Raw genomic sequence first — 21,824 nt, forward strand, 5'->3', positions numbered from 1 at the left:
ACCCCGCGGTCCGGCCCTTGGGCGTGGACCGGCAGAGGCCGGGCCGAAGGGGCCCGGCCTCACGGAATCAGGTCAGCGGCTGGCGGCGGTCCCCCGGCGGCGTGCGTACACCACCGCACCGCCGATCGCCGCCAGGGCTGCGGCCCCGGTGACGGAGACCGCCTGCCAGGACGCCTCGGCCGCCGGTATCGCGGAGGTGGCGGCGACCTGCTCCGGCTGGTCCTCCCCGAGCCCGGCGTAGCCGCCGGCCAGGCCCTTGCGGTCGTACTCCGAGCCGGGCATCTTGTCGCCGTAGCGGGCGGCGACGAGCTTCTGGTACGAGGCGAGGCTGATGCCGCGCTTACCGCCGAGGCCTGTGGTCGCCTCGTCGTTGAGCGGCTCGACCATGCCTTCGGCGGTGAGCCGGTACCAGGCGTGGATCTGCGGCTCGGTGAAGGTACGGGCCTGCGGCGTGCCACGCTCGGCGAAGCCGACCTCGGCGTCGCCGTCCCGGATGCCGGCCAGCTGCCAGCCCTCGGCGCCGACGTTCTGCGGGCCGCTTCCCGTCGCAGGGGCGTTGGCGTTCCCCTTGGGCGCGAGCAGTACGGCGGCGTTCTTGCCGTCGGAGGCGGTCACCCGGGAGGCCAGGTAGGAGAGCCGGATCGCGGTCTGCGGGGTCGCCTGGGTCTTGCCGGTCACGAACTCGGGGTTGATCTCGAACAACGGCACCGGGTCCTTGAGATCGAACCCGGGCGGCGCGGCGACCGCGGCGGGCGCGTTCCCCGGGGTGCCGACGGTGCCGCCGTCCGCGGCGGGGGCAGTGCCGTGCTGCCGGGCCGAAACCAGGAATCGGGAGACTGTGTCGCGGACTTGGTCGCTCCGGACGGCCTGCTGGGCGGACGGGTAGCCCGCGATGCCGTCGCCCTCCGCAGCCTGTGCGGGAACGATTCCGCTCAGGGCGGCGGCCAGCGCGGCCGTGGCGAGGACGGCGGCCCGGACCGCCGCGCGCTTGGTGTGTCGCATGGTCTGCATGGTCGGTCTTCTCCTCAGCCCTGGATCCCGATGCGGGAGTGGGTCCACTGGAACGAGTTGTTGTTCACGTATGTGGCGTGGTTCCACCAGGTGTAGGTCTGGGTGGTCTGCCACGGGTCGCCGACCGCGATCATGTTGGTGGTGCTGTCGTAGCCGTAGATGACGTTCATGTGACCGCCGCCGGTGCGCCATCCGATCCGGACGGCGAACGGCCGGCCTGCGGCGATCTCGGTGACGGACTCGTTGAACGAGGCGTTGCGGTACAGACTGCGGCCGCTGTCCCTCAGCCCCAGCTTGGCCAGGCCGTTGGCCATGTCCTCCAGCGTCGCGGGCTGGTTGTTGCAGTCCACCCAGGTGCCCTGGGCGGCGAGTTGGCAGAACTGCTCCTGGCTGACGGAGCGGCCCCAGTGTTTGGCGATGGTCACGCCTGAGGCGTCCCAGCACCACTGGGTCCTGACCTGCTTCTGCATGTCGATCTTGAGCGTCTTCGCGGTCGTGGGGGTGGGCGGCGTGGGTTTCGGGTTCGGGTTCGAACCGCAGACCGGAAGGGCGGTGGTGTTCTCGTTGATGAAGGCGTCGGCGATGTAGTACGAGCCGGTGAAGATCCACCGCGGATTGTTCTCCACGGTGTCCCCGGTGGTCCGGCAGGACATCTGGATCTTGTCGCCCACCTTCGAGGAGCCGTTCACCTGGGCCGAGAGGGACGGCTTGGCCCGGTGGTTGACGGTCCTGTAGTTGCCCTGCCCGCCGATGACCGTGCCGTTGACCGCACCGGCCTGGGCCAGGGCACCGAAGCCGAACAGCAGACCGCCGGAGAGTGCGGCGGTGATCGCGGCTATCAGCGCTTTCTTGCGGCGGGACGCGCGACGTTTGTGCATCATGCTCCTTGAACTGAGAATGCGGGCTGGCTGCCCGGCGGCGCTCCGATCAATGCGCCGCCGGCCGTCTTGCCGCCCCAGGCGGCTACAGCCCGGAAGTGCGGGCCGACCAAGCGTCATATCCGGACGGGTCGACGCCCCTGCACTACCGGTGAAGCCGAGGTGCAGGTCCTCCATATCCAGGCACAGCCACACCTCTTTCCTTGAGTGCATTGGGTGCCGGGAATCCTGCCAGAGAGATGGGGGGATCCGAACGCCCATGCTCTACGCGCGAAGATGTCGCCTATTCAATCACCGGATCCAAACAATATGATGGATCGTCAATTGACCGCCGACTGCTGCCAGTTACCGAGGGCGCAACCCTTGGTCCAGGCCATTTTCGGGCAGCCAAATAGGGTGCGACTTTACGTAAACTTGAAAGTCCGCAACCCTTTGTTGGACGCCATGTCAAATAGTGAAATCGCCCTGAGTGTATGCGGTGTGACTCTCCATCATTTCGAAAGGAAAACAACCGGACGCATTGTCAGCAGGCGCTCACAGCATGACGTGCTTGGCCTGGGTGTAGTCCAGGAGGCCGGACAGGGAGAGGTCACTGCCGTAGCCGGAGTGCTTGACTCCGCCGTGGGGCATCTCGGAGACGGTGGTGCCGTGGGTGTTCACCCAGACGATGCCGGTGTGGAGGGCGCGGGTGGCGCGCATCGCACGGTCGCGGTCGGTGGTCCACACGCTCGCGGCCAGGCCGAAGCGCACGCCGTTGGCCAGGTGCAGGGCTTCTGCCTCATCGGCGAAGGCCTGGACGGTCACGACCGGGCCGAAGATCTCCTCCTGCACGATCTCGTCGTCCTGGCGGACGCCGGCGACCACGGTGGGCTCGTGGAAGAAGCCGGGGCGCGGGAGCCGACTCCCGCCGGTGACGATCTCGGCGTGGGCCGGCAGGCGGTGCAGCAATGCCCGCACCGAGGCGAGTTGGGCCGCGTTGTTGAGGGGACCGAAGTCGGTGCCAATGCGGAGCCTGCCCGCCGCGGCCGCGAAGGCCGCGAGGAACACGTCGTGGATCCGGCGGTGGACCAGGAGGCGGGTGGGCGCGGTGCAGTCCTGGCCCGCGTTGTAGTAGGCGACCTCGGCGAGGGCGGTGGCGGTGGGCTCGACATCGGCGTCCTCGTGGACGATGACGGGGGCGTTGCCGCCGAGTTCCAGGTGGACCCGTTTGAGGCCGCCCGCGGCGGCCGCCGCGATCTCCCGGCCGGCGCGGACGCTGCCGGTGACGGCGATCAGGGCGACCGCCGGGTGGGCGGTGAGGGCCCGGCCGGTGTCGCGGTCGCCGCAGACGGCCCGGATGGTGGACGCCGGCCTGCTCGGCCGCAAGACCGGCCGGGGTTTCCACCCCTATCCCTGACCGCGGTGCCCCGACGGCCGGTACCCGGGGGCCCCATGCGCGAGGACGGTGGTCCGGCGGGCCCGGGCCGCCGGGGCCCATCCATCCGCCCACTCCCCCATCCACTCACCCGACCCGACGGGCGCCGACACGGGGAGCAGCCAACGTGACCAAGGCCGAGCGCGCACTCGAAACGCGTGAGCGAATCCTCACGGTCGCGTGCGAGGTGATCGCGGACATCGGTTTCGAGCACGTCAGCATGCGCAAGGTCGCGGAGCACGCCGGTGTCTCGAAGGCCCTGCTGCACTACCACTTCGACACCCGCGAGAAGCTCTTCGCCGAAGCGATGACGCATTCCTTCGCGAAGACCGGTACGGACACCGGCAGCGAGGACGATTCGCTCCCCGCCGCCGTCGTCCTGGCCCGGATCGTGCGGAGCATGCTGCCCACGAACGCGGAGCTGCGCCAGAACTGGAAGCTCTGGCAGGAGCTGTGGGTGCGCGGCCTGCGCGACGGCACGGCCCGGCACCTCGCCGTCGACCTGTACGACCAACTGCACACGTGGGTCGGCGGAGTCGTGGAACGGGGCATCGCTTCCGGCGAGTTCACCGACTGCGACGTCTGCGCGCTCAGCAACCTGGTACTGGCCCTGTGCGACGGCCTCGGCATCCGTCTGATGCTGGAGGACCCCCGGGTCGACCTCGCCACGGCCCAGTCGACGGTCTGGCGGGCGATCGCGCCGGCCCTCGGGATCGCGCCGGAGTTCCCGACGGTCTGACGGCGTTGGGCCGTCAGGCCGACAGAAGGGTTCACCGGCCGCGCGGCCATCCCGTACGCCGCCGGGAGATGCGCTGCCTGCGCCCGGAGAGCAGGGACGGGGCGAGTGCGAAGACCACGGTGATGTGCGCGCCTCCGCGAGGGCCGCGCGCGATGTGCATCGAGCCGCCGGTGACGGACGCGGCCCTGCGGGCGATGTCGAGGCCCAGTCCCGACGAGCCGGTGCTGCTGCCGCGGGAGAGGGCCCGGTCCGGCTCCGGGATGCCCGGACCGGAGTCCTCCACGACCAGTTCCACGGCCTGGGCGGTGCGGACCACGCGGACGCCGAACGCAGTGCCGGGTGGGGTGTGCCGGAAGACGTTGCCGATGAGCGCGTCCACCACGGCGGCGATGTCGTCGTCGGAAAGGCTGACGGGCGCGGGTTCCGAGGTGATTTCGAGGGTGCAGGACCGGTCCTGCTGCTCCGCCAGGACCGCCCAGAAGGCGGTCCGGCGGCGGACGACGTCCGCTGCCTCGCAGCGCGGTCCCGACGGTCCCGCGGTCGTGGCCTGGTGGCCCGTGCCCGCTTCCGTGCCGAGCATGCCCTGGCCCATCGGGCCCACGGCGAGCGGGGTGCGCGCCGCGGTGATGATGGCTTGGAGTTCGGCCTCCAGTGCGCACACTGCCGCCTCGACCCTGGCCGACTCCGGTGAGCCCGCCATGCGTTCCGACGCCAGGTGCAGGGCGGTCAGCGGGGTGCGCAGCCGGTGGGACAGGTCGGCGACCAGTTCTCGTTCGACGGCGAGCAGCTCGGTCATCCGGTGCGCCATCGCGTTGAAGGCCAGCCCCGCGTCGCGCAGTTCCTTGGGTCCCATGGGATCCACACGGGCGTCCAGATTGCCTTCGCCCAGCGCGTGGGAAGCGCGGGCGAGTCTCTTGGAGGACCTGACGACCTTCGCGCCGAGGCGGTCGGCGACCAGCACGGAACCGCCGATGAGCCCCACGGCGAGGAGGAGCATGACCGCCCAGGAAGCCTTGACCCCGCGGGTCAGCTCCTGCTCGGGGACGAAGTTCTCGATGACGGCGACCCGGTCGCCGGGCAGCACCACCGGCTGCAGGCATATCCAGCCAGTGGGAATCTGCTGGGAGATGGACTCGCGCCCCTTCTGGGCCCGTTCGAGCAGTGCCGCGGGGGCCCGGGAGCTGCCGAGGACAGGGGCGTCCGGCAGGTGGACGGCCAAATACTCGGCCGCGTCCAGGCTGGCGGCCGATTCCCGCAGGGCCGACGGATCCGTGGTCAAGGTCAGTACGGGGGCCAGGGCCGCGGCACGCTGCTCGGCCGCGGTGACGCTCTGCTCCTTGACCAGCGACATCACCAGGGCGGCCAGCGGTATGAGGAAGGACAGCGCGACCATGGACGTCACGGCGAGCGCCACTCCGGCCAGTGAACGTCTCACCGCGGCGCCACCAGTTTGATGCCGACGCCGCGGACGGTCAGCAGGTAGCGCGGCGCCGCCGCGCGTTCGCCGAGCTTGCGGCGCAGGGACGACAGGTGCACGTCGACGGTCTGGTCGTCCACGTACGGCTCGCGCCAGACCTCGGTCAGCAGCCGCCGTTTGGAGACGACCTGTCCGGTGTGGTGGGCGAGGAAGGCCAGGAGGTCGAACTCCCGGCGGGTGAGGTGGAGCTCCCGGCCGGCCAGGGTCGCGGTGCGCGCGCCGGGGTCCACCGCCAGCTCGCCCACCGTGGCGGCGCGCAGCGGTTCGGCAGTCGGCGACGGCCCCTGGCCCTGAGCGGCATGCGCGCCGTGGGCGGGGGGAAGGTGGCTGGTGCGCCTGAGGACGGCGGAGAGGCGTGCGATGAGCTGTCCTCCGGAGAAGGGCTTGACCAGGTAGTCGTCGGCGCCGGCGTTGAGGAGCTTGATGATTTCGGTCTCGTCGTCGCGGGCCGTGGCCACCAGTACGGGAACGGAGGAAATGCCCCGGATCATGCGCAGTGCGTCTCCTCCGTCCAGATCGGGCAGCCCCAGGTCGAGCACCACCGCGTCGACGGGCATCTGGGTGACCTCGCGCAGGGCGCCGAACCCGTCACCCACGCTGCGTACGGCATACCCGTGCTCCGCCAGGACCTCGATCAGTGACTGGCGGATGCTGGGGTCGTCTTCCACGACCAGGACGCTGGGCATGGGCACACCTTAGGTGAACGCTCGTTCCTAGTGGACACCGAAGGCCGGGCCGTCGTCGGTGATGCGCAGGTGCACCGGGCGGTCGGAGACCGGGATGGTGCAGCCCTCCTGCGAGCTGCAGCTCGCGTACCCGAGCAGTACCGTCGCGTCACCGTTGCCGTCCGCGCGGACGGGCAGCGTGGTGGTGACGGGGCCGTCGGGGTAGACGGGGACCGGGGCGTCGACGCCGGGCACGCTGATAGTCCGTACGCTCGCTGCGGCCGTCAGTTTCCCACCCGCGCGCAGGACTCCGGTGACGTCCACCGCGGTCGGTCTGCCCACGCCCTCGATTCCGCTGGGTGGCAGGTCGGTGCTGTAGAGGTGGAACCCCTTCTCCTCGGGGGTGAAGACCGCGGTCAAGGTGCCTTCCCTGGCATGCCAGTCGGACACCGAGAGCGTGACGGTGACCCCGTTCTCGGTGAAGCGCATCGTGGGCGCGGCGCCGCCGCCCTCGACAGGCTGCCCGCCGCATGCCGCGAGCGCGGCGAAGGAGAGGAGGGCGGCCGCGATGCTGGCCTTCCGGGAATGCCTGGCATACGCGGAAACGTTCATCTGTGCCTCTGTTTCAAGGAAGGGAAGGGGTGGGGACTAGACGGTCGCGGTGAAGTCCGCACTCCACAACTGCAGCCGGTACACCAGGTCGTTCCACACGCCGGTGGCCAGCAGCACGCCGACGAGCACGAGCATCCCGCCGCCGATCCGCAGGACCCACTGGTAGTGGCGTTTGACCAGGCCGAAGGCGCCCAGGGCCCGGCGGAAGGCCACCGCGGCCAGGATGAACGGCAGGCCCAGCCCGAGGCAGTACGCCGCCATCAGCAGGGCCCCGCGGGCCGCGCTCGCCTCGCTCCAGGCAAGCGCCTGTACGGCGGCCAGCGTCGGGCCGATGCACGGGGTCCACCCGACCGCGAACACCGCCCCCAGCGCGGGTGCGCCCGCCAGTCCGAGCACGGGCCGCCGGTGGCTGCGCACCTCCCGCTGTGTGAAGCCCGGCAGCAGGCCCATGAAGGACAGCCCCATCAGCACGGTGAAGACGCCGAGCACCTGGGTGACCACCTCCTGGTGGGCCAGCAGGGTACGGCCGAAGTACCCGAACAGGGCGCCTCCGGAGACGAGGACGGCCGTGAACCCCAGGACGAACAGCACCGCGCCGGCGGCCATGCGGCTGCGCTGCCCGCCGCGGGCGTCCGCCAGGTCGGAGACCGACAGGCTGGTCACGTAGCTGAGGTAGCCCGGCACGAGCGGCAGTACGCACGGCGAGAGGAAGGACACGAGTCCCGCGAAGAACGCCACGGGGGCGGCGACGGCCAGCGTCCCGTGGAGGAGGGAGGGGGCGTCCGCGGCGGCGAGGGTCACGCCCGTGAACGTCGTCATGGACCTTCCTCCGCCACGCGCGCGAGCAGGGGCCTCAGCTGCTCGTCGGTGACCGCGCCCCCGATGCTGACGGCGATGCGTCCTCGGCGGTCGATCACGAGGGTCGAAGGAATCGCCTGCGGGTTGAGGAGCTCGGGAGGAAAGCGGAGCAGGAGCTCTCCGGCGGGATCGTGGAGGCTGGAAAATCCGAGGCCGTGCGCCCGTACGAAGCCCTGCGCCGCCGCGCGGTCTCGGTCGCGGGTGTTGATCCCGAGGAACCGGACCCCCTCGGCACGGGTCTGCGCGCTGAGCCTTTCGAGGTCGTCGGCCTCCGCCCGGCAGGGTCCGCACCACGAACCCCAGACGTTGAGCACGACGACCTGGCCACGGAAGTCGGCGAGGCTGACCGGCTTTCCGTCCAGGTCGTCGCCCGCCAGCACGGGCGCGGCCGGCCGGGCGCCGGACTCAACGACCGTGGCGGCTGCCGCGGCCCTGACCGCGGCGCTCGCCGGTCCGGCCGACGCCCCGGCTCCGTCGGCGTCGGCTGCGGCCCCGGCCCCGCCGGAGGCGGCGAAGACGCAGCCGGCGGCCGCCACCACGAGGCCGATTCCGGCCAGGGCGGCGGGCCGCAGAACCGGTCGTCTCATGACGCCCACTGACGCAGGAAGGAGTTGAGCCCCTCCGAGGTCAGCGCGGGATTGCCCGTGGCGTGGGTGTCGGTGCGCACCGTGCCGGACGGCGAGACGACGACCAGGACGGGCATCTTGTACGTACCGCCCGAGGGGCTGTACTTGCGCAGGAGCGCGGAGTTGGCGGAGCTGTTGCCGCCGATGTCGACCTTGACCAGGTGGTACGAGGCCCCGAGGATCGCTGCGGTCTGCGGCTGGGCGAACACCTTGTCGGCCGCCTTGCAGTTGCCGCACCAGTTGGCGCCGAAGTCGAGCAGCACCGTCCTCCCGTCGGCCTTGGCCGCGCTCAGAGCCGCGTCGATCAGCTTCTGCGCATCGGCCGAACTGTCGTAGCCGGGCCCGGGTATCCGTGCCGGCGCGGGAGCGGCGGACGTACGGGGCGGTTTGGGGGCGGCCGAGGTCTGGGCGCGGGAGGGGGTCGGCGAGGAGCCGGACGGGGTACTGGCGGACGCCGACGGCGAGGCCGAGGCGGTCGGGGAGGCGTCGGCGGAGGCGGAGGCCGAGGCGGAAGCGGACTCCGTCCCGGTGGGGAGGGCCTGCGACGACTGACCGGCCACGGTCGGCGAGGAGGCGCCGGCGGGCTGGGAGGACGGCCCGCACGCGGTGGTCAGCCCCGCGGCGACCACGGCCGCGGCCATCAGCGGCAGCCGCACCCCCAGGAGCGTGGCGGAGCCGGGGCGGGTCGTGCTGCGGCCGGCACGGACGGGTCGGAGTATGCGAGAACTCATGGCGAAGACACCCCAAGGCACGGTTCGGACTACGGGAGGGGCGAAACGCCTCCCGGATCGGTGAAGCCGACGGCCGGACCGGTCGCCGGGGCATCACGCCCGGGCGCCGAAGGCCGCTCGGCTGACGCGAGCATAGGACCGCTCCGGGCCGCCGGAACCGTGTGAGCGTGATCTTGAGGTTCCCCTAAGGAACAGCTCACCTTCCGCTTCACCGGAACTCGGGCGATGGGCGCACACAAGCAGGTGAAACCCGCAAAAGGGACCAGGGGGTTGAGCGGGGCGGATCGGCCGGAGCGGCCGGGCCCTCAGAACGACGTCTCGCGGACGCTGGCCTTCGCCACTGGTTCGATCGTCGCCGTGATGTCCGAGCGGTGGTCCGCGCTGGTGAACGTGACCGTCAGGGTGTCGTCCGCGGTCTGTGACGTGGTCGTCTTGAATCCGCGGCCGGGTATCGCGGAGATGAGGCACACGCCGCGGCTCCCGTACCGCACCGTGACCTTGCCGCCCTGCGAGGGGACGGTGTGCAGGCCCGGTCCCCCCTCCTCGCAGTCGACGGCGGGCTTCGGCGCTGTCGTCCTGGGGGTTCCCGTAGAGGCCTTCGCGGGCACGGGTGTCGAGGCCGAGGGGGACGGCCGCTCGGTCGCGGTGGGCGAGGCGCTGGCGGACGCGCTCGGGGACTGCGGGCTCGGTGACTGGCCCTGCCCCGCCAGCCACGCCGGCGGCGAATCGAAGACCATCGGGGCGGACCGGGCAACCGGAGGCGTATGCCGGGTCGAGCCGACCACGAACTGGACCGTGGCGAGCACGGCGGTCACGCTGGCGGCCGTGCACGACAGCCATATGAGCAGGTAGCGCGGAATTCGAGGCACGGCCCCATAGTGGCCGACGCGCGGGGCCGGCCGTCACCGCCTCCCCCGAACAGCCCGCGGCCGGCCCCGGAGCGGCGGGCGAACGCCGACGTCCTCCTGACCCGTGCAAGGGTCGGAGGACGTGTGCGGCTCGGCGGCCGACGTGGAGGGCCGGCGGGCTGTTCCTACTTCGGCGCCCCGAAGTCCTGCGTCCACCAGGGGCCGCCGTCGCCCTTGTGGACGCCTATGCCGATCTCCTTGAAGGAGCAGTTGAGGATGTTGGCCTTGTGGCCGGGGCTGTTCATCCACGCGTTCATGACCGCGTCGGCGTCCGACTGGCCGCGGGCTATGTTCTCGCCGAGGCGGGACCAGCCGTATCCGGCGGCCTCCACGCGGCTGGTCATGGTGGACCCGTCGGGGCCGGTGTGGGACATGACCCCGCTGCGGGCCATGGTGTCGCTGTACGACCGTGCCGCGGCGCTCAGCTTGGCGTTCGTGGTCAGGGGACCGCATCCCGCCGCGGCCCGCTCCTTGTTGACCAGGGCGAGGACCGCGGACTCGGAGTCGCTGGAGCCACCGCCGGAGGAGCCGCCCGACCCCCCGGAACCGCCGCCGGTGGTGGTCGAGGCGGACGTACGCGCGGGCTTGCTGGTCTTGGGCGGCGCCGAGGTGGCCGGGCTGCTCTCCTGCTCCTCGGACTTCGCGGGACCGGCGGATCCCGTGGCGTCGGCGCCGGGCGTCGACGACGGCATCGCGCCCGTCGCGGACGCGGCGTCGGCGGTGAGCGTCGGGAGCGGAGCAGAGGGGGTTGCCGTCGCCTCCGCGCTCGCGGAGGCGGCCGTCCCTGACTTCGGCCCGGTGGCGCCGTCGGCCCGCCGGTCCACGCGCGCTCCGCCGTCGGAATCGGCCACCGCGACCCCGACCGCCACCGTCGCGGCCGCCGCGGTGAGGGACAGCACGATGCGCGTGCGCACCGTCTTCTTCCGTCGCGCTTCGACTCGGGACGGCGTTGCGGGAGTTCGGCTGCGGCTCATGCGCTGTAGCACCTCACGGGGAGAAGGGGTGGGTCCGACCGAGCCTAGGGCCGTGACCAGCGAAAAGAGCTCTCTGGAGGCGTTCTTCAAGTTCTCTTAAGGAAACCCGCAGGATCGGCACAGGAACGAGCCGGTTCCGGCGACCTTATGGAGGCAAGTGTTCCCGCGGTGCGGGATATGCGTGCGCTTCGAGGGGTTTGTGTGAGGACCGTCCGGTAGATCTCAACACGCCGTTGACCGACCGTCGGTGACCGTTTCAGCATGCACGGGTCAATCCGTTCGACTTACGAAGGACTCACCCGCATGGGTAAAGGATCGTTAAGTAGGACACGCGCGGCAGTCGCTGCGATCGGCACGGCCTTGCTGATTTCGCTGGCAATGGCCGCACCCGCAGCCGCCGCGCCCGAACCGAACGACTCCGGATCGGGTCAGCTCGCCATCAAGCTGGGCGCGCCGGAGAAAACGACCACCCTCACGGACACCGACGGCGACGGCGACGTGAGCACCCAGGCACTCGACTGTGCCGAAGGGTTCATCCGGCTCACGCGTACCGAGTCGTGCTCGAACACGAAGATACCGGTGGTCTATACCGTCAACGGGACACCCGCCGGGACGGCGACCCTGCATTCCAAGGTCACGTCCACACTCGACCCGCGCAACCGGTACGCGTCGAAGTACAAGGTGGAACTGCGGCTGACGGACCCGTCCTCCTGGGCGGGTTGGCTGACCAACGGCCGGGTCGGCTTCGAGTGCAACCACTGCGACGTGAACGAGTCGGGTGAGCAGTTCCTGTTCCCGAACCAGACGCGGACGTACGAGTTCACCGTCTCGTCGCCGGGCCGGGACCTGGTCAAGGACAGCGTCCGCCCGTACGCCACCCTGGACGCGCCCCGTCACGACGAGGGCAGCGCGCTCATCGGGGAGACGTTCCGGCCGCGCTGCGACAGCACCCCCCGCATCACGCCCGTCCAAACCGGCGGCTGCGTGTACCCCGACGTCGCGGCCGTGTGGCTGCTGGACACGGCCAACCCGAGGGTCGACGCCGTGGCCTGGCACGTCGACTGGGCGCAGCGCAACCTCGACCAGCCGTGGGGGAAGCCGGGTACCCGGTACCCGCTCCACCGCACGTTCGACGACACCGTCATCGGCGCGAACCGCGAGGTGGCCTGCGGCCGCGACGTGCCGCGGCCTCCGCCGGGCAGCGGGCTGTCCTGTGACGAGTACCCCTTCGCCCAGTCGCTGGAGGGCGCGAGCCGGAACCCGGACTACTCCTGTCACTTCCTCGACGAGCGGGACAACTCCCGTGAGGGCAGCCTGCGCAAGGCATCGCTGAACGGTCAGCGGGTCCTGGAGGGCGACGCGTTCTACGTCCGTGTCCTGAAGTCCGCGGGCGCGGTGGCGCCGCCCGAGGCTATGGGCCCGGTGGGCTGCGGCAGGGACTGACCGGGCCGACCGCCGGCACTTCCGCCGAACCGGTACCCGCAGAGCAGGGGCCGCACCCACCATGGGTGCGGCCCCGTTCCGATTCGACACCGAGGGGAAGACCCGCATGCCCGCTCCGCACCACACCACCAGCAGCACCGTCCATGTCGACGCAGGCACGATAGACCTCACCGGGGAGGATCTGGTGGCCGAGTTCGAACCCGAGTGGACGCTGAACGGCCTGGTCGAGGCCGACCCGGACGGCGGCAGCGCCCGCGTCCTGTGCGGGCAGGAGACCGGCCGCATCGCGGTCACCGCCCAACTCTGGGACGGGGCCCCGCCCCTGGACACGGACGGGTGGCAGGACGTCTCCGAGGTACCCGTCTCGTGGGACTCCGCGTTCATCGACTTCGCCACGACCGGCACGCAAGCGGACCCGGCCGGCCGGCTGGACCTCCCCGGCCCCGGCGAGTACCTGATCCGCGTACACGGCAGGAACCGCGACGACGGCGACCCGCGTACCGCGGGCGACCCCGTCGAGGAGTACCTCATCCAGGTGTGGCCCGCCCCGGCCGGCGGTCCCGAGCTGTGGAAGGCGACCAGCCGGACCGCCGCACTGTGGCGCGCCCCCTGAGCGGTACGCGCCGCGGAGCGGTGGTCAGGCGGCCGTCCAGCCGCCGTCCAGGGGGATCGAGGCGCCGGTGAGGTAGCCGGTGTGCGGTCCGCAGAGCCATACGGCGACGGCGGCGACCTCCTCGGGTTCGATCAGCCGCTTGATCGCGGAGCGGCTGAGCATCACCTCGCCGACCACCTGCTCGGGGTCGATGCCGTGAGCGGCGGCCTGTGCCGCGATCTGCTGCTCCACCAGGGGGGTGCGTACGTAGCCCGGGTTCACGCAGTTGCTGGTGATGCCGTGGGGAGCGCCTTCGAGGGCCGCGACCTTGCTCAGCCCTTCGAGGGCGTGCTTGGCGGTCACGTATCCGGCCTTGAACGCGCTGGCCCGCAGACCGTGGACGCTGGAGATGTTGACGATCCGCCCCCAGCCTCGTGCGCGCATGTGCGGCAGGGTCCGGCGGAGCAGCAGGAAGGGGGCGTGGACCATCACCTTCTGGAGGTGTTCGAACCGGTCCGGCGGGAAGTCGGTCAGGGGGGCCACGTGCTGGAGGCCGGCGTTGTTGACCAGGATGTCGATGTCGACGGGCAGTTCCTCGACGAGGTCCCGGCGGGCCAGGTCCACGACGTGGGGGTGACCACCGATCTCCTCGGCGACGGACGCGGCCGCCCCGGCGTCGATGTCCACGACGTGCACGCGGGCCCCGGCCGAGGCGAGAGCCGTGGCGCAGGCGCGCCCGATGCCGCTGCCGGCGCCGGTCACCATGGCGGTGCGGCCCGCCAGGTCGACACCTGCCGTCCGGGCGGACGCGGGAGTCGTTGAGCTTGTCATGGCCGGAATCATCGCGACATCCACGTGCCGCTCCCATGGGTGTGACCCCCATAGTCGGTCCGGGCCGTGTGTCGGACATCGCCAGTGCGGCACCACGAGGACCGTCCGGCCCCGACTGGCCCTGGTGGCCGGATCGTGCGCTCGTGGGCAGGGCCTCGTCCGGCGATGATGGCCCGATGGACATAGGGGTGGACACACGACCGGCCGAGGCGTATGCCGTGTCGGCCGAGTTCTACGACCTGCTGCACGCCCGCTCGTACCACCGGCACGCGCAGGCGCTCGCCGGTCCGGCGGCGGCGGCCCGCATCGGCATCGTCGAGATCGGCGCGGGGACCGGCCTGGTCACCGAGGTGCTGATCGACGCGTCGATCGTGCCGGTCCACGCGGTCGAACCCGCCGCCACGATGCGGTCGTTGCTGCTCTCCCGCCTGCACCCTCCGGTCGGCCGGTCGGCCGCCGACCGGGTCACCGTGCACGCCTGTTCCGCGCTCGACCTGTCGCTGACGGGGCAGGCCGATCTGGCGGTGTGCCTGCGGCTGGTCCCGTGCCTGCCGCCCGAGGAACGGCGCGCGCTGTGGCGCGCGGTGGCCGATCTGCTGGTGCCGGGCGGCCTGCTCTTCCTGGACCGCCCTCCGGCCCGGCTCCCGGTCCGCCCCACCCGGCGCTCGCTGGGCGAGGTCCGCCTGGGCACCGACACCTACCGCGGGCAGGTCACCGCGCGCGCCGAGGACGGCCTGATCCGCTGCGACTACGCCTACCTGGTGTGCCGTCAGGGCCGGATCCTGCGGCGGGCGCAGGAGTCGTTCCTGCTCCGGCCGATGACCGTACGGGCGCTGCGCGAGGAGCTCGCGCAGGCCGGCCTCGTCCTGGAGGACGAGCTGACGGCGGACGTGCTGCGCGTACGCCGAGGGGTCCGCCGGGCCTAAGGGCTGTCCCGTAATCCCCGGCGGGCGCACGACGCCGGCTACGGCACCTCGCCGCGTTGTCGGAACGCCCGAATACGCCCAGTATGGGGCACCCCTCAGCCTTGCGATGCACCGCATCCGACGCCGTGCGCTGACCCACCGGGGATTACGGGACAGCCCTTTTAGGGTGACGTGCGATGGTCAGGTCGCATAGATCACGGTGGTCACGACGACGATCACGGTGAGCACCGCGCTGACTCCGTGGGTGACGACCGCGGCGACGGGGAAGTTGCGCTCGGCCGCCGCGTCCTCGTCACGGGAGTGGCGGCCGCGGCTCGGCAGCCAGCGGAAGAGCAGGACCGCTCCGAGGGACGCGGCGATCAGGACGAGCGCGGAGGCCGCCCGCCCCGCGGAGGCCACCCGGGAGAAGGTGAACAGCGCCCAGCAGCACAGCCCGGCGACGGCGAGCAGGACGTGCGCGAGGATGACGGGCACCGGCAGGCGTGTGATCGCCGAGGCGCGCTGCCGCAGGCCGCCCTCGCGCAGCCAGACCGTCAGCAGGTAGGCGCCGATGACGGCGGTGAGGATCCAGAAGCCGAGCCCCGGGTACCCCATGCCTCACTCCTCCACTCCCCCTGTGCCCCTGTGTCCCCGCCGTAATTGCCCATGACAGCACCCTCCGGTGGCGCGGACGACGACGGGCGAGCCGCCCACCCCCCGAAGGGGTGAACTCCGGTAGGCCGCCGCACGGTTGCGTACTGCTTCTGCTACAGGCGCCGTGGGGTGGCACCAGCACCACCACCGGTACGGGTCGTAGCGATATCGCGCCAGGACCTGCCGTTCGACGACGCTGGGGACGACCGATCAACCCAACGGGGAGAACAGCACATGCACTTGCTCAGGAAGCCGGCACGCTGGGCCGTGGCCGCCGCTTGCGGGATCCTCGCCGCGACCGCCCTGCCCATCGCCGCCGCGCACGGCGCGACCCCGGCCGGCGCACCTCCCGTACCGGAGCGGTACGCGCATCAGCGGCTCGACTGGCAGTCGTGCAAGGACGGTTCGCTGGAGTGCGCGGCCATGTCGGTACCACGCGACTGGTACCACCCCGACGCGGGACCGAGCCTCACGGTGGCGGTGTCCCGGCACCGGGCCCCGGATCCCGCCGCGCGCCGGGGCGTCCTGATGATGGCGGCCGGCGGGCCGGGCGCCTCGGGCCTGGGCCGGCCCGCCGGACTGGCCTCGTACGCGCCGAAGCTGGCGGCCGCCTACGACATCGTCGGCTTCGACCAGCGCGGCGTCGGGGCCAGCACCAACGTCGTCTGTTCGGACCAGGACACCGTCGACGCCCTGTTCACCAGCGGCGACCTGCGCGACCGGAGCGAGCAGGCCGTCCGCCGCACGCTGGAGCGCACCCGGGACTTCGTACGGGACTGCCGGCGCAACTCCGGGGACCTGTTGCCGTACATCACCACCGACCAGGCCGTGCACGACATGGACCTCTACCGCGCCCTCCTCGGCGCCGAGAAGGTCTCCTACTACGGCCCGTCCTACGCCACGCTCCTCGGCGCCTACTACGCGACCGAGTTCCCGCGCCGCGTCGACCGGGTGGTACTCGACAGCAACATCGGCTTCACCGGCAGCTGGCAGACCTTCATGACCGGCCAACCACGCAGCTTCCAGCGCCGGTTCGAGGAGGACTTCCTGCCCTGGCTGGCGAAGAACGACGCCACCTACCACCTGGGCCGGACCCCCCAGGAAGCGAAGGCGCGCTACGAGGGGCTCCGGACGGCGCTGCGCGGGCACCCGTTGGACCTCGACGGGACCGTCATCACGCCCAACCACCTCGATGCGGCGGCGACCAGCGCCATATACAGCGGCGACACCTTCCCCGACCTCGCGGCCGCCCTCGGTCTCCTGGAACACCCGGACAGCGCCCCGCCGGCCGCCCGGCAGGCCCTCGCCCGGAAACTCCAGCACCCGCTGGCGGCCGGGTTCGCCGCCGACTTCTTCTCCGTCACCTGTTCGGACACTCCGTGGACCCGCAGCACCGGCTACTGGGTGAGGAAGAGCGAAGCGGACACCCTCAGCCATCCCATGGTCGGAGCCCGGGAGTTGACGTTCGCCTCGGTCTGCGCGGCTTGGCCGCGCTCCACGGCGCCGCACGTCGAGGTGACGGGTGAGGGGCTGCCGCCCGTCCTGATGCTCAATTCGGTCAACGACCCGGCGACCCACTACGAGGGCGCCCTGCGGGCCCACCGAGGACTCGCGGGATCACGCCTGATCACCGTGGGCGGCGGCGACCACGGCGTGTACCAGGCACACAACGCCTGCGTGGACACCTACGTCGAGGACTTCCTCCTCGAAGGCCGCCTGCCGGCCCAGGACTCCACCTGTGCGGGCAAGCCGCTGCCGGATCCCGCGGCGGGGCCCCGTCCCCGGTCCTGAGGAGTGTCGGACGACCGCCGTGCCCCGTGATCGACAGCCACGAGCCCTGGCGGCTACCCCTCCGCTCCCGTGCGCGTCCGCCTCCAGGCACGGGCGAACAGTTCGTGCGGCGGGACCGGGGACAGGAAGCGGGTGAACGGGCCCTGGGGCTCCGACGCCCCGGCGGACACCAGGTGGGCCGGGAGTTTGGCGGTCTCCACGGGCAGGTGGGGTGCCTTGAACTCCGTCCACGCGCCCGGCACGAAGGCCGTCCGGCCGGCCCGGGCCCGCCTGCCGGTCTGGACGGCGCCCACCGCCACCAGTTCCGCCTGGGCCGCCTTGTGGCGGGCGGGAGTCCAGCCGTTCCAGCGGCGGACGTTCTGATCCGTGGGCCGGGTCAGGGCCAGGAGCTGGAGGTGCAGGGCGGCCGCGTCCGCCCCGACCCCGAGGACGGCCGTGACCTCGGCGACGAGACCGGGGGTGCTCAGGGCCGGGTTCAGCTCGTAGCCGCCCGGCGGCACCGGGGTCGAGGCCACGCGGTCGACCATCCGGGCGAGCCCCTCGCCGCACACCGCCTGGATGCGCCGGACGGCCTCCAGCAGGCCGGGCAGGCCGAGTTCGCCGCACAGCCGCACGGCCCGCTCCACCCGCTCCGGATCGGCCAGTGCGGCCGGCCGCAGGAACACGTCACGACCGGGTACGGAGACCACGAACAGGCCGTCGTCGTAGGCCGTGGACGGCTCTGTGTCCTCCCGGTACAAGGGCTCCGGGCAGGGCAGCACGGTTCCCGCGTACGGGATGAAGGCCGGGTCATCGGGCACCGCGCGGCCCAACGCGAAGTACCAGCCCAGCGGGATCAGCGTCCCCGGGTCGTCCAGCAGGGCCCGCAGCGCGCCGTACAGACGCACGGCGCCCGCGGCGGCCGGATCACCGACCGGACGCTCCGTCAGCGCCCAGGCCACGACGGACGCGGGCTCGCAGTGGAAGGACCGGCCGGTGGTCACCCAGCGGCCGGCGCCGCCGTCCGCCTCGGCGTGGTGCAGGCTGAACCCACCGCTGCGGTCACCGACGAGGACGACCCCGGCGCCCGGGAAGGCGGCCTCCGCGGGCACCCGTCCGGCCGCGAGGGCGCGGGCCCAGCCGTCGCCCAGCCCAAGGTCGGCTTCGAGCGCCCCGGCCAGCCCCTCGTCCACATACGGGGTGGTGCCGAGCAGCTCCGCCCAGACGGCGGCCATCCGCTCTGCCGCCGCGGTCATCCCGCCCGGCGCCCACAGCTCGGCCGGGTCCTCGGGGACGCCCGCCGCGAGCACCGCCCGCCGCCCGGCGTCGCCGAGCCTGTGGCAGAGGTCGCCGTACTCCCTGGCCATGGCCCTGTTCGCCTTGTAGGGGGCCGCCCGCAGCCTCTTCAGGTGCTCGTCGTGGTCCTGCCGGTCGGGCAGCCCGCCGAGTACCAGGGCGGCGATCGACCGCCGGGCGCCCGTACGCCACGAGAAGACGTCCAGCGCTTCGGGCGACAGCGCGAGCGGTCCCCGCTCCGCCACCAGGTGCAACAGCCTGGGCAGCCGCGCCGCGTCGTCCCGGGCGATGGTGAAGGTCGCGCAGTCCACGGCGCCGGAGCCGGGCGCCGGGTCGCCCGCGGGCTGCACGAAGGGCGCCACGCCGCCACGTTCGGGGCCGGAGGCCACGAACTGCCCTGCCGCCCGGCACTGTTCCAGTTCCCCCTCGGGTGCCCGGCCGGTGCGCCACCGGCCTCCGCGCTCCGCGAACGGCTGTCCGCTCCAGGTCTCCAGCAGCGCGGCCAGGGCAGCGCGCTCCTCCTCGTCGGTGGTCTCCACGGCGGCCCGCCACGCCACCGCGTCGATCCTGCCCAGCAGCGCGGACCACGCGTCCGCCACCGCGGGCAGGGCCAGGCGGCGTGTCTCGTCGTCGATCTCGCCACGCAGGTACCGGCCGTCGGCCGCGACCGCCGTCAGTGTCGCGGGCTGTGGCCCGGGTACGTAGGCCTGGTAGGGGCGGACCAGGGGCAGCAGGCCGCCGAGCGCGGGCGCCAGGACGGTGTCCGGGACGGCCGAGCCGAGCTCCACCACCGGCCCCGACCGCATGATGCCCACGCGCCGGGACAACTCCTCGCGCCGCCGCCGGACATCGGCGGCCAGCAGCGCGGCACGCACCACACCGTCGACGACGCGCGGCTCGGTCACCTCGGGCAGCACCCGGGCGATCTCCGCGCGTACGGCGGCTTCGGGGTCGGGGGCCGATCCCTGCGCACCGGCCGCGTCGAGGAGCGCCCGTACGGCGTCGTCGCCGATCGCGCGAAGTGCCTTGGAGGCGTGCTCGTCGCGGGGGGTGAGGAAGTGCCAGTACGCGGGCGGCGGCACGGGGCCCACGCTGTGGGCGGCGGCCCGGTGCCGGCGGTCGGAGCCGGGGAAGCCGTGGACCTCCCACAGGAGCGAGCCGTCCTCGGCGGCGTGGCAGCGGATCCTCGACTCGCCCGCGAGTACGGCGTCCTCGCCGCCCTGGGGCATGCGAACGATGCCCCAGGGGCGGCGGCCCGGGCGCCTGCTGCGGTAGCGGGCGCGGCGGCCGTCGATGCCCTCCAGCAGGAAGTCGGTCGGTGAGGGCCCCGCGTACGGCGTGCGGTACAGGACCCGGCACCCCGTCAGGGCTCCGTCCTGGCCCAGGGGTGAGGCGGGCGCGCCGTGCGGCAGGGCCGCGAGGGTCAACTGGTCGCGGAAGACGGCCATGCCCGGCGGTGTCTCGGCAGTGCCGTGGATGCCGGGCAGTGTGCCGTCGGTGCCGCGAACGCCCGTCAGCGGGTCGACGCGGGCCCAGCCGCCGCCCGACTGGAAGACCTCCGAGCTCCAGAAGCGGGTGCCGTCGCTCATCTGGAAGTCATGGTGCCGGACGCCTTCGCGGCCTCCGGGCCGCAGGACTCCGGCGCCGTCGTGCCTGCCGCCGCCGTCCGCCGTCTCGAACTGGTATCCGAGCCCGCCCTGGATGCTGTCGGCGTACGGCCGCAGCCCGTACCTCTGCTCCGGCTGGAAGATCTCGCCGGGGCTGGCGGACCAGAAGGCGTACGCGCCGAAGGAATCCTCGGGATCCGTCGTCCAGCTCACCAGGAACTGTCCGCCCGCGAAGTGGACGACATTGCGCGCGGTGTCCTCCGGCAGCCGGTAGGCACAGGACGCGCGCACGCCCGCGTGGTCGACGGCGACGGCCCTGTGCCGCCCGTACACCGTCAGGACGGGCCAGGTGCACGTCACGCCCGCGATCTCGCCGGGAGCGAAGTCCGCGAGGGCCGCTTCCAGGGCCGGCCAGCCCAGTTCCTCCGGCAGCCCCGCCCGCAGGGTCCGCGCGAGCGAACCCGTCAGGTCGAGGGAGGCCAGGACCTCCTCGATGCCGTCCAGGGCGGTGGCCGTCGGCCGGTCCAGCAGGTCGCGCAGCTCGTCCACGGCCTCGTCCGCCGCGGCCAGTCCGCCACCCGCCAGGGCGCCGATCAGGCTCTCGACGCGGCCGTGCACCTCGGCGGCGATGCCCGCGTTCTCGGGGAGCCGGGTGATCGCCGTGCCCGTGCCCCGCAGTGCGGCATGCACGGTGCCTTCCAGCCGCGGTCCGAACACCGGGTCCGCCGCGAGGGCCTTGAGGTCGCGCCGCGACCGCTCACCCCAGAAGCTGAGCCTGATCGCCTCGCCCGGGTCCTCCACCGCGAGGCCCTCGGCGAGGCAGAGGTCGAGCAGGTCGGCATCGAGCCCGGGCCAGCGCCAGCGGTCCTCGTGCAGTCTGAGCGGCTGCCCGGCCGCCCGCAGCCGGGGTGCGAACCGGCTCACCAGGTCGAGCAGTTCGGGCGGCATCGGCTGCCGCGCCACGCCTCCGTACGGCACCTTGTGGTGGGAGTACGCGCGGGTGTACCGCCCCAGCCAGGCGGCGGTCCCGCCCTCCGGCGTGATGCGCCCGGCGACCACCGCGTCGGCGGCGCCCGAGGCCAGCAGGAGCCGCAGCCAGGCGGCCGCGTCGTTCTTCGACTCCGGGAACACCTCCAGCAGTGCGGCGTTCACCTCGTCGTCCTGCGGGTGGTCGGCCAGCAGCGCGGCGACCGCGTCGAGCAGGCGGTCCGGTACGGACTTCCCGCGCGCGGCACCGATCAGCGGGGCGAGCACCCGGGCCTCCTCGGCCGGGTCGAGGCCGGCGGCGCGCACCGAGGCGCGGACCCTGCGGGCCAGATCGGCGGGGAGCTCACCGGGCGAGGCCGCCCACGCGGTGAGGACCCGTATGTACTCCGTGTGCGCGTCGACCGGGTCCAGTACGCCGGCCAGCCATCCCTGGTGGCCGCTCAGTTCCTTGACCGGGAGGGCTCCGGCGCCCGCGAGCAGCAGCACGTTCGCCCGGCGCCAGCCGGGGTCCACGGGCAGCGCGTGCTCGCGCTCGGCGGTACGGGCCATCGTGTACGCCCGCCCGGCGGCCCTCAGGTCCCAGGAGATCAGCCGGTGGGCCATCGTGTCCCAGAACCAGGGCAGGTGGCGCGGCGGCAGCGCGCGGGCGAGGAACTCCATCCCGTCCAGGGCCCGGCCCGCCTTCGGGTAGGCCCGGGAGATGCGGTCGCGCACGTCGGTGAGCAGCTCGACCGCGGCGGCTTCCGCCCCGGGGTCGTGGGCGCGCACCCAGTCGGCGTACGCCTCCGACCTGTGGGGTTCCGACGGAAGCGGGACAGGAAGGTTCATGTGTCCGATCCTGCCACG

19 protein-coding genes are annotated in these 21,824 nt (G+C 72.5%); 5 read left to right on the forward strand and 14 right to left on the reverse strand.

Going from position 1 to position 21,824, the window contains the following annotated elements; all coding sequences use genetic code 11:
• Nucleotides 1-72: 72 nt before the first annotated feature.
• From ACFYOB_RS24205 to ACFYOB_RS24215, 3 genes are all read right to left on the reverse strand, one after another.
• A complete protein-coding gene (locus ACFYOB_RS24205; RefSeq protein WP_388562643.1) occupies nt 73-1,011 on the reverse strand; it encodes a hypothetical protein in 939 nt (312 codons plus the stop codon).
• Nucleotides 1,012-1,025: 14 nt separating this feature from the next.
• Nucleotides 1,026-1,892 (reverse strand): papain-like cysteine protease family protein, encoded by an 867-nt coding sequence (locus ACFYOB_RS24210; RefSeq protein WP_388562645.1) that lies wholly within the window; start codon nt 1,890-1,892, stop codon nt 1,026-1,028.
• Nucleotides 1,893-2,423: 531 nt separating this feature from the next.
• A complete protein-coding gene (locus ACFYOB_RS24215; protein WP_388562647.1) occupies nt 2,424-3,254 on the reverse strand; it encodes an aldehyde dehydrogenase family protein in 831 nt (276 codons plus the stop codon).
• A 176-nt stretch (nt 3,255-3,430) separates the two neighbouring features.
• On the opposite strand from ACFYOB_RS24215, the gene ACFYOB_RS24220 reads away from it, so the two are divergent.
• On the forward strand, nt 3,431-4,042 hold the full coding sequence (locus ACFYOB_RS24220) for a TetR/AcrR family transcriptional regulator (RefSeq protein WP_388562648.1): 612 nt from the start codon (nt 3,431-3,433) through the stop codon (nt 4,040-4,042).
• Between the two features lie 31 nt (nt 4,043-4,073).
• Here ACFYOB_RS24220 and ACFYOB_RS24225 read toward each other — a convergent pair whose 3' ends face one another.
• The 8 genes from ACFYOB_RS24225 to ACFYOB_RS24260 all read right to left on the reverse strand — a co-directional run bounded on the left by ACFYOB_RS24225 (nt 4,074) and on the right by ACFYOB_RS24260 (nt 10,833).
• The gene (locus tag ACFYOB_RS24225) at nt 4,074-5,477 is read right to left on the reverse strand and encodes an ATP-binding protein (RefSeq protein ID WP_388562650.1); all 1,404 of its coding nucleotides are present in this window, start codon (nt 5,475-5,477) and stop codon (nt 4,074-4,076) included.
• Nucleotides 5,474-6,205, reverse strand: coding sequence for a response regulator transcription factor (locus ACFYOB_RS24230; protein WP_388562652.1), 732 nt, complete (start codon nt 6,203-6,205; stop codon nt 5,474-5,476). Before ACFYOB_RS24230 ends, ACFYOB_RS24225 begins: the two co-directional genes overlap by 4 nt.
• A gap of 27 nt (nt 6,206-6,232) precedes the next feature.
• Nucleotides 6,233-6,796, reverse strand: a complete 564-nt coding sequence (locus ACFYOB_RS24235; protein ID WP_388562654.1) for a hypothetical protein — start codon at nt 6,794-6,796, stop codon at nt 6,233-6,235.
• Between the two features lie 36 nt (nt 6,797-6,832).
• Nucleotides 6,833-7,615 carry a cytochrome c biogenesis CcdA family protein gene (locus tag ACFYOB_RS24240; protein WP_388562656.1) on the reverse strand — a complete coding sequence of 261 codons (783 nt, stop codon included), beginning with the start codon at nt 7,613-7,615 and terminating at the stop codon, nt 6,833-6,835.
• Nucleotides 7,612-8,241, reverse strand: coding sequence for a TlpA family protein disulfide reductase (locus tag ACFYOB_RS24245; RefSeq protein ID WP_388562658.1), 630 nt, complete (start codon nt 8,239-8,241; stop codon nt 7,612-7,614). The genes ACFYOB_RS24240 and ACFYOB_RS24245 overlap by 4 nt, the downstream gene beginning before the upstream one ends.
• Entirely contained in the window at nt 8,238-9,011 is a 774-nt protein-coding gene (locus ACFYOB_RS24250) for a thioredoxin family protein (RefSeq protein ID WP_388562660.1), read from the reverse strand. The genes ACFYOB_RS24245 and ACFYOB_RS24250 overlap by 4 nt, the downstream gene beginning before the upstream one ends.
• A gap of 305 nt (nt 9,012-9,316) precedes the next feature.
• Nucleotides 9,317-9,880 (reverse strand): hypothetical protein, encoded by a 564-nt coding sequence (locus tag ACFYOB_RS24255; RefSeq protein ID WP_388562662.1) that lies wholly within the window; start codon nt 9,878-9,880, stop codon nt 9,317-9,319.
• Nucleotides 9,881-10,044: 164 nt separating this feature from the next.
• A complete protein-coding gene (locus ACFYOB_RS24260; RefSeq protein ID WP_388562664.1) occupies nt 10,045-10,833 on the reverse strand; it encodes a CAP domain-containing protein in 789 nt (262 codons plus the stop codon).
• A gap of 438 nt (nt 10,834-11,271) precedes the next feature.
• On the opposite strand from ACFYOB_RS24260, the gene ACFYOB_RS24265 reads away from it, so the two are divergent.
• Together ACFYOB_RS24265 and ACFYOB_RS24270 are read left to right on the forward strand one after the other, a co-directional pair.
• Nucleotides 11,272-12,336 (forward strand): NucA/NucB deoxyribonuclease domain-containing protein, encoded by a 1,065-nt coding sequence (locus ACFYOB_RS24265; RefSeq protein ID WP_388562666.1) that lies wholly within the window; start codon nt 11,272-11,274, stop codon nt 12,334-12,336.
• A 106-nt stretch (nt 12,337-12,442) separates the two neighbouring features.
• Nucleotides 12,443-12,949 (forward strand): hypothetical protein, encoded by a 507-nt coding sequence (locus tag ACFYOB_RS24270; protein WP_388562668.1) that lies wholly within the window; start codon nt 12,443-12,445, stop codon nt 12,947-12,949.
• 24 nt (nt 12,950-12,973) lie between these two features.
• Here the strand turns inward: ACFYOB_RS24270 and ACFYOB_RS24275 are convergent, their stop codons facing one another.
• Nucleotides 12,974-13,759 carry a 3-hydroxybutyrate dehydrogenase gene (locus tag ACFYOB_RS24275; protein ID WP_388562670.1) on the reverse strand — a complete coding sequence of 262 codons (786 nt, stop codon included), beginning with the start codon at nt 13,757-13,759 and terminating at the stop codon, nt 12,974-12,976.
• A gap of 188 nt (nt 13,760-13,947) precedes the next feature.
• Here ACFYOB_RS24275 and ACFYOB_RS24280 point away from each other — a divergent pair, with 188 nt between their 5' ends.
• Nucleotides 13,948-14,685: a class I SAM-dependent methyltransferase gene (locus ACFYOB_RS24280; RefSeq protein ID WP_388562672.1), complete on the forward strand. Its 738-nt coding sequence runs from the start codon at nt 13,948-13,950 to the stop codon at nt 14,683-14,685.
• A gap of 180 nt (nt 14,686-14,865) precedes the next feature.
• Here the strand turns inward: ACFYOB_RS24280 and ACFYOB_RS24285 are convergent, their stop codons facing one another.
• A complete protein-coding gene (locus tag ACFYOB_RS24285) occupies nt 14,866-15,279 on the reverse strand; it encodes a hypothetical protein (RefSeq protein ID WP_388562674.1) in 414 nt (137 codons plus the stop codon).
• A 273-nt stretch (nt 15,280-15,552) separates the two neighbouring features.
• Here ACFYOB_RS24285 and ACFYOB_RS24290 point away from each other — a divergent pair, with 273 nt between their 5' ends.
• Nucleotides 15,553-17,109 carry an alpha/beta hydrolase gene (locus ACFYOB_RS24290; protein WP_388562676.1) on the forward strand — a complete coding sequence of 519 codons (1,557 nt, stop codon included), beginning with the start codon at nt 15,553-15,555 and terminating at the stop codon, nt 17,107-17,109.
• Between the two features lie 53 nt (nt 17,110-17,162).
• Here ACFYOB_RS24290 and ACFYOB_RS24295 read toward each other — a convergent pair whose 3' ends face one another.
• On the reverse strand, nt 17,163-21,806 hold the full coding sequence (locus ACFYOB_RS24295) for a hypothetical protein (protein ID WP_388562678.1): 4,644 nt from the start codon (nt 21,804-21,806) through the stop codon (nt 17,163-17,165).
• Between the last annotated feature and the right edge of the window lie 18 nt (nt 21,807-21,824).

It is taken from the genome of Streptomyces sp. NPDC006463 (assembly GCF_042870715.1).
GTDB lineage: Bacteria > Actinomycetota > Actinomycetes > Streptomycetales > Streptomycetaceae > Streptomyces.

What these genes read in the sequence shown, in the direction of transcription:
- ACFYOB_RS24290 (WP_388562676.1), top strand. Translation starts at nt 15,553, where the DNA reads ATGCACTTGCTCAGGAAGCCGGCACGCTGGGCCGTGGCCGCCGCTTGC.
- ACFYOB_RS24230 (WP_388562652.1), bottom strand. Translation starts at nt 6,205, where the DNA reads ATGCCCAGCGTCCTGGTCGTGGAAGACGACCCCAGCATCCGCCAGTCA.
- ACFYOB_RS24235 (WP_388562654.1), bottom strand. Translation starts at nt 6,796, where the DNA reads ATGAACGTTTCCGCGTATGCCAGGCATTCCCGGAAGGCCAGCATCGCG.
- ACFYOB_RS24295 (WP_388562678.1), bottom strand. Translation starts at nt 21,806, where the DNA reads ATGAACCTTCCTGTCCCGCTTCCGTCGGAACCCCACAGGTCGGAGGCG.
- ACFYOB_RS24275 (WP_388562670.1), bottom strand. Translation starts at nt 13,759, where the DNA reads ATGACAAGCTCAACGACTCCCGCGTCCGCCCGGACGGCAGGTGTCGAC.
- ACFYOB_RS24210 (WP_388562645.1), bottom strand. Translation starts at nt 1,892, where the DNA reads ATGATGCACAAACGTCGCGCGTCCCGCCGCAAGAAAGCGCTGATAGCC.
- ACFYOB_RS24250 (WP_388562660.1), bottom strand. Translation starts at nt 9,011, where the DNA reads ATGAGTTCTCGCATACTCCGACCCGTCCGTGCCGGCCGCAGCACGACC.
- ACFYOB_RS24245 (WP_388562658.1), bottom strand. Translation starts at nt 8,241, where the DNA reads ATGAGACGACCGGTTCTGCGGCCCGCCGCCCTGGCCGGAATCGGCCTC.
- ACFYOB_RS24285 (WP_388562674.1), bottom strand. Translation starts at nt 15,279, where the DNA reads ATGGGGTACCCGGGGCTCGGCTTCTGGATCCTCACCGCCGTCATCGGC.
- ACFYOB_RS24205 (WP_388562643.1), bottom strand. Translation starts at nt 1,011, where the DNA reads ATGCAGACCATGCGACACACCAAGCGCGCGGCGGTCCGGGCCGCCGTC.
- ACFYOB_RS24265 (WP_388562666.1), top strand. Translation starts at nt 11,272, where the DNA reads ATGGCCGCACCCGCAGCCGCCGCGCCCGAACCGAACGACTCCGGATCG.
- ACFYOB_RS24240 (WP_388562656.1), bottom strand. Translation starts at nt 7,615, where the DNA reads ATGACGACGTTCACGGGCGTGACCCTCGCCGCCGCGGACGCCCCCTCC.
- ACFYOB_RS24270 (WP_388562668.1), top strand. Translation starts at nt 12,443, where the DNA reads ATGCCCGCTCCGCACCACACCACCAGCAGCACCGTCCATGTCGACGCA.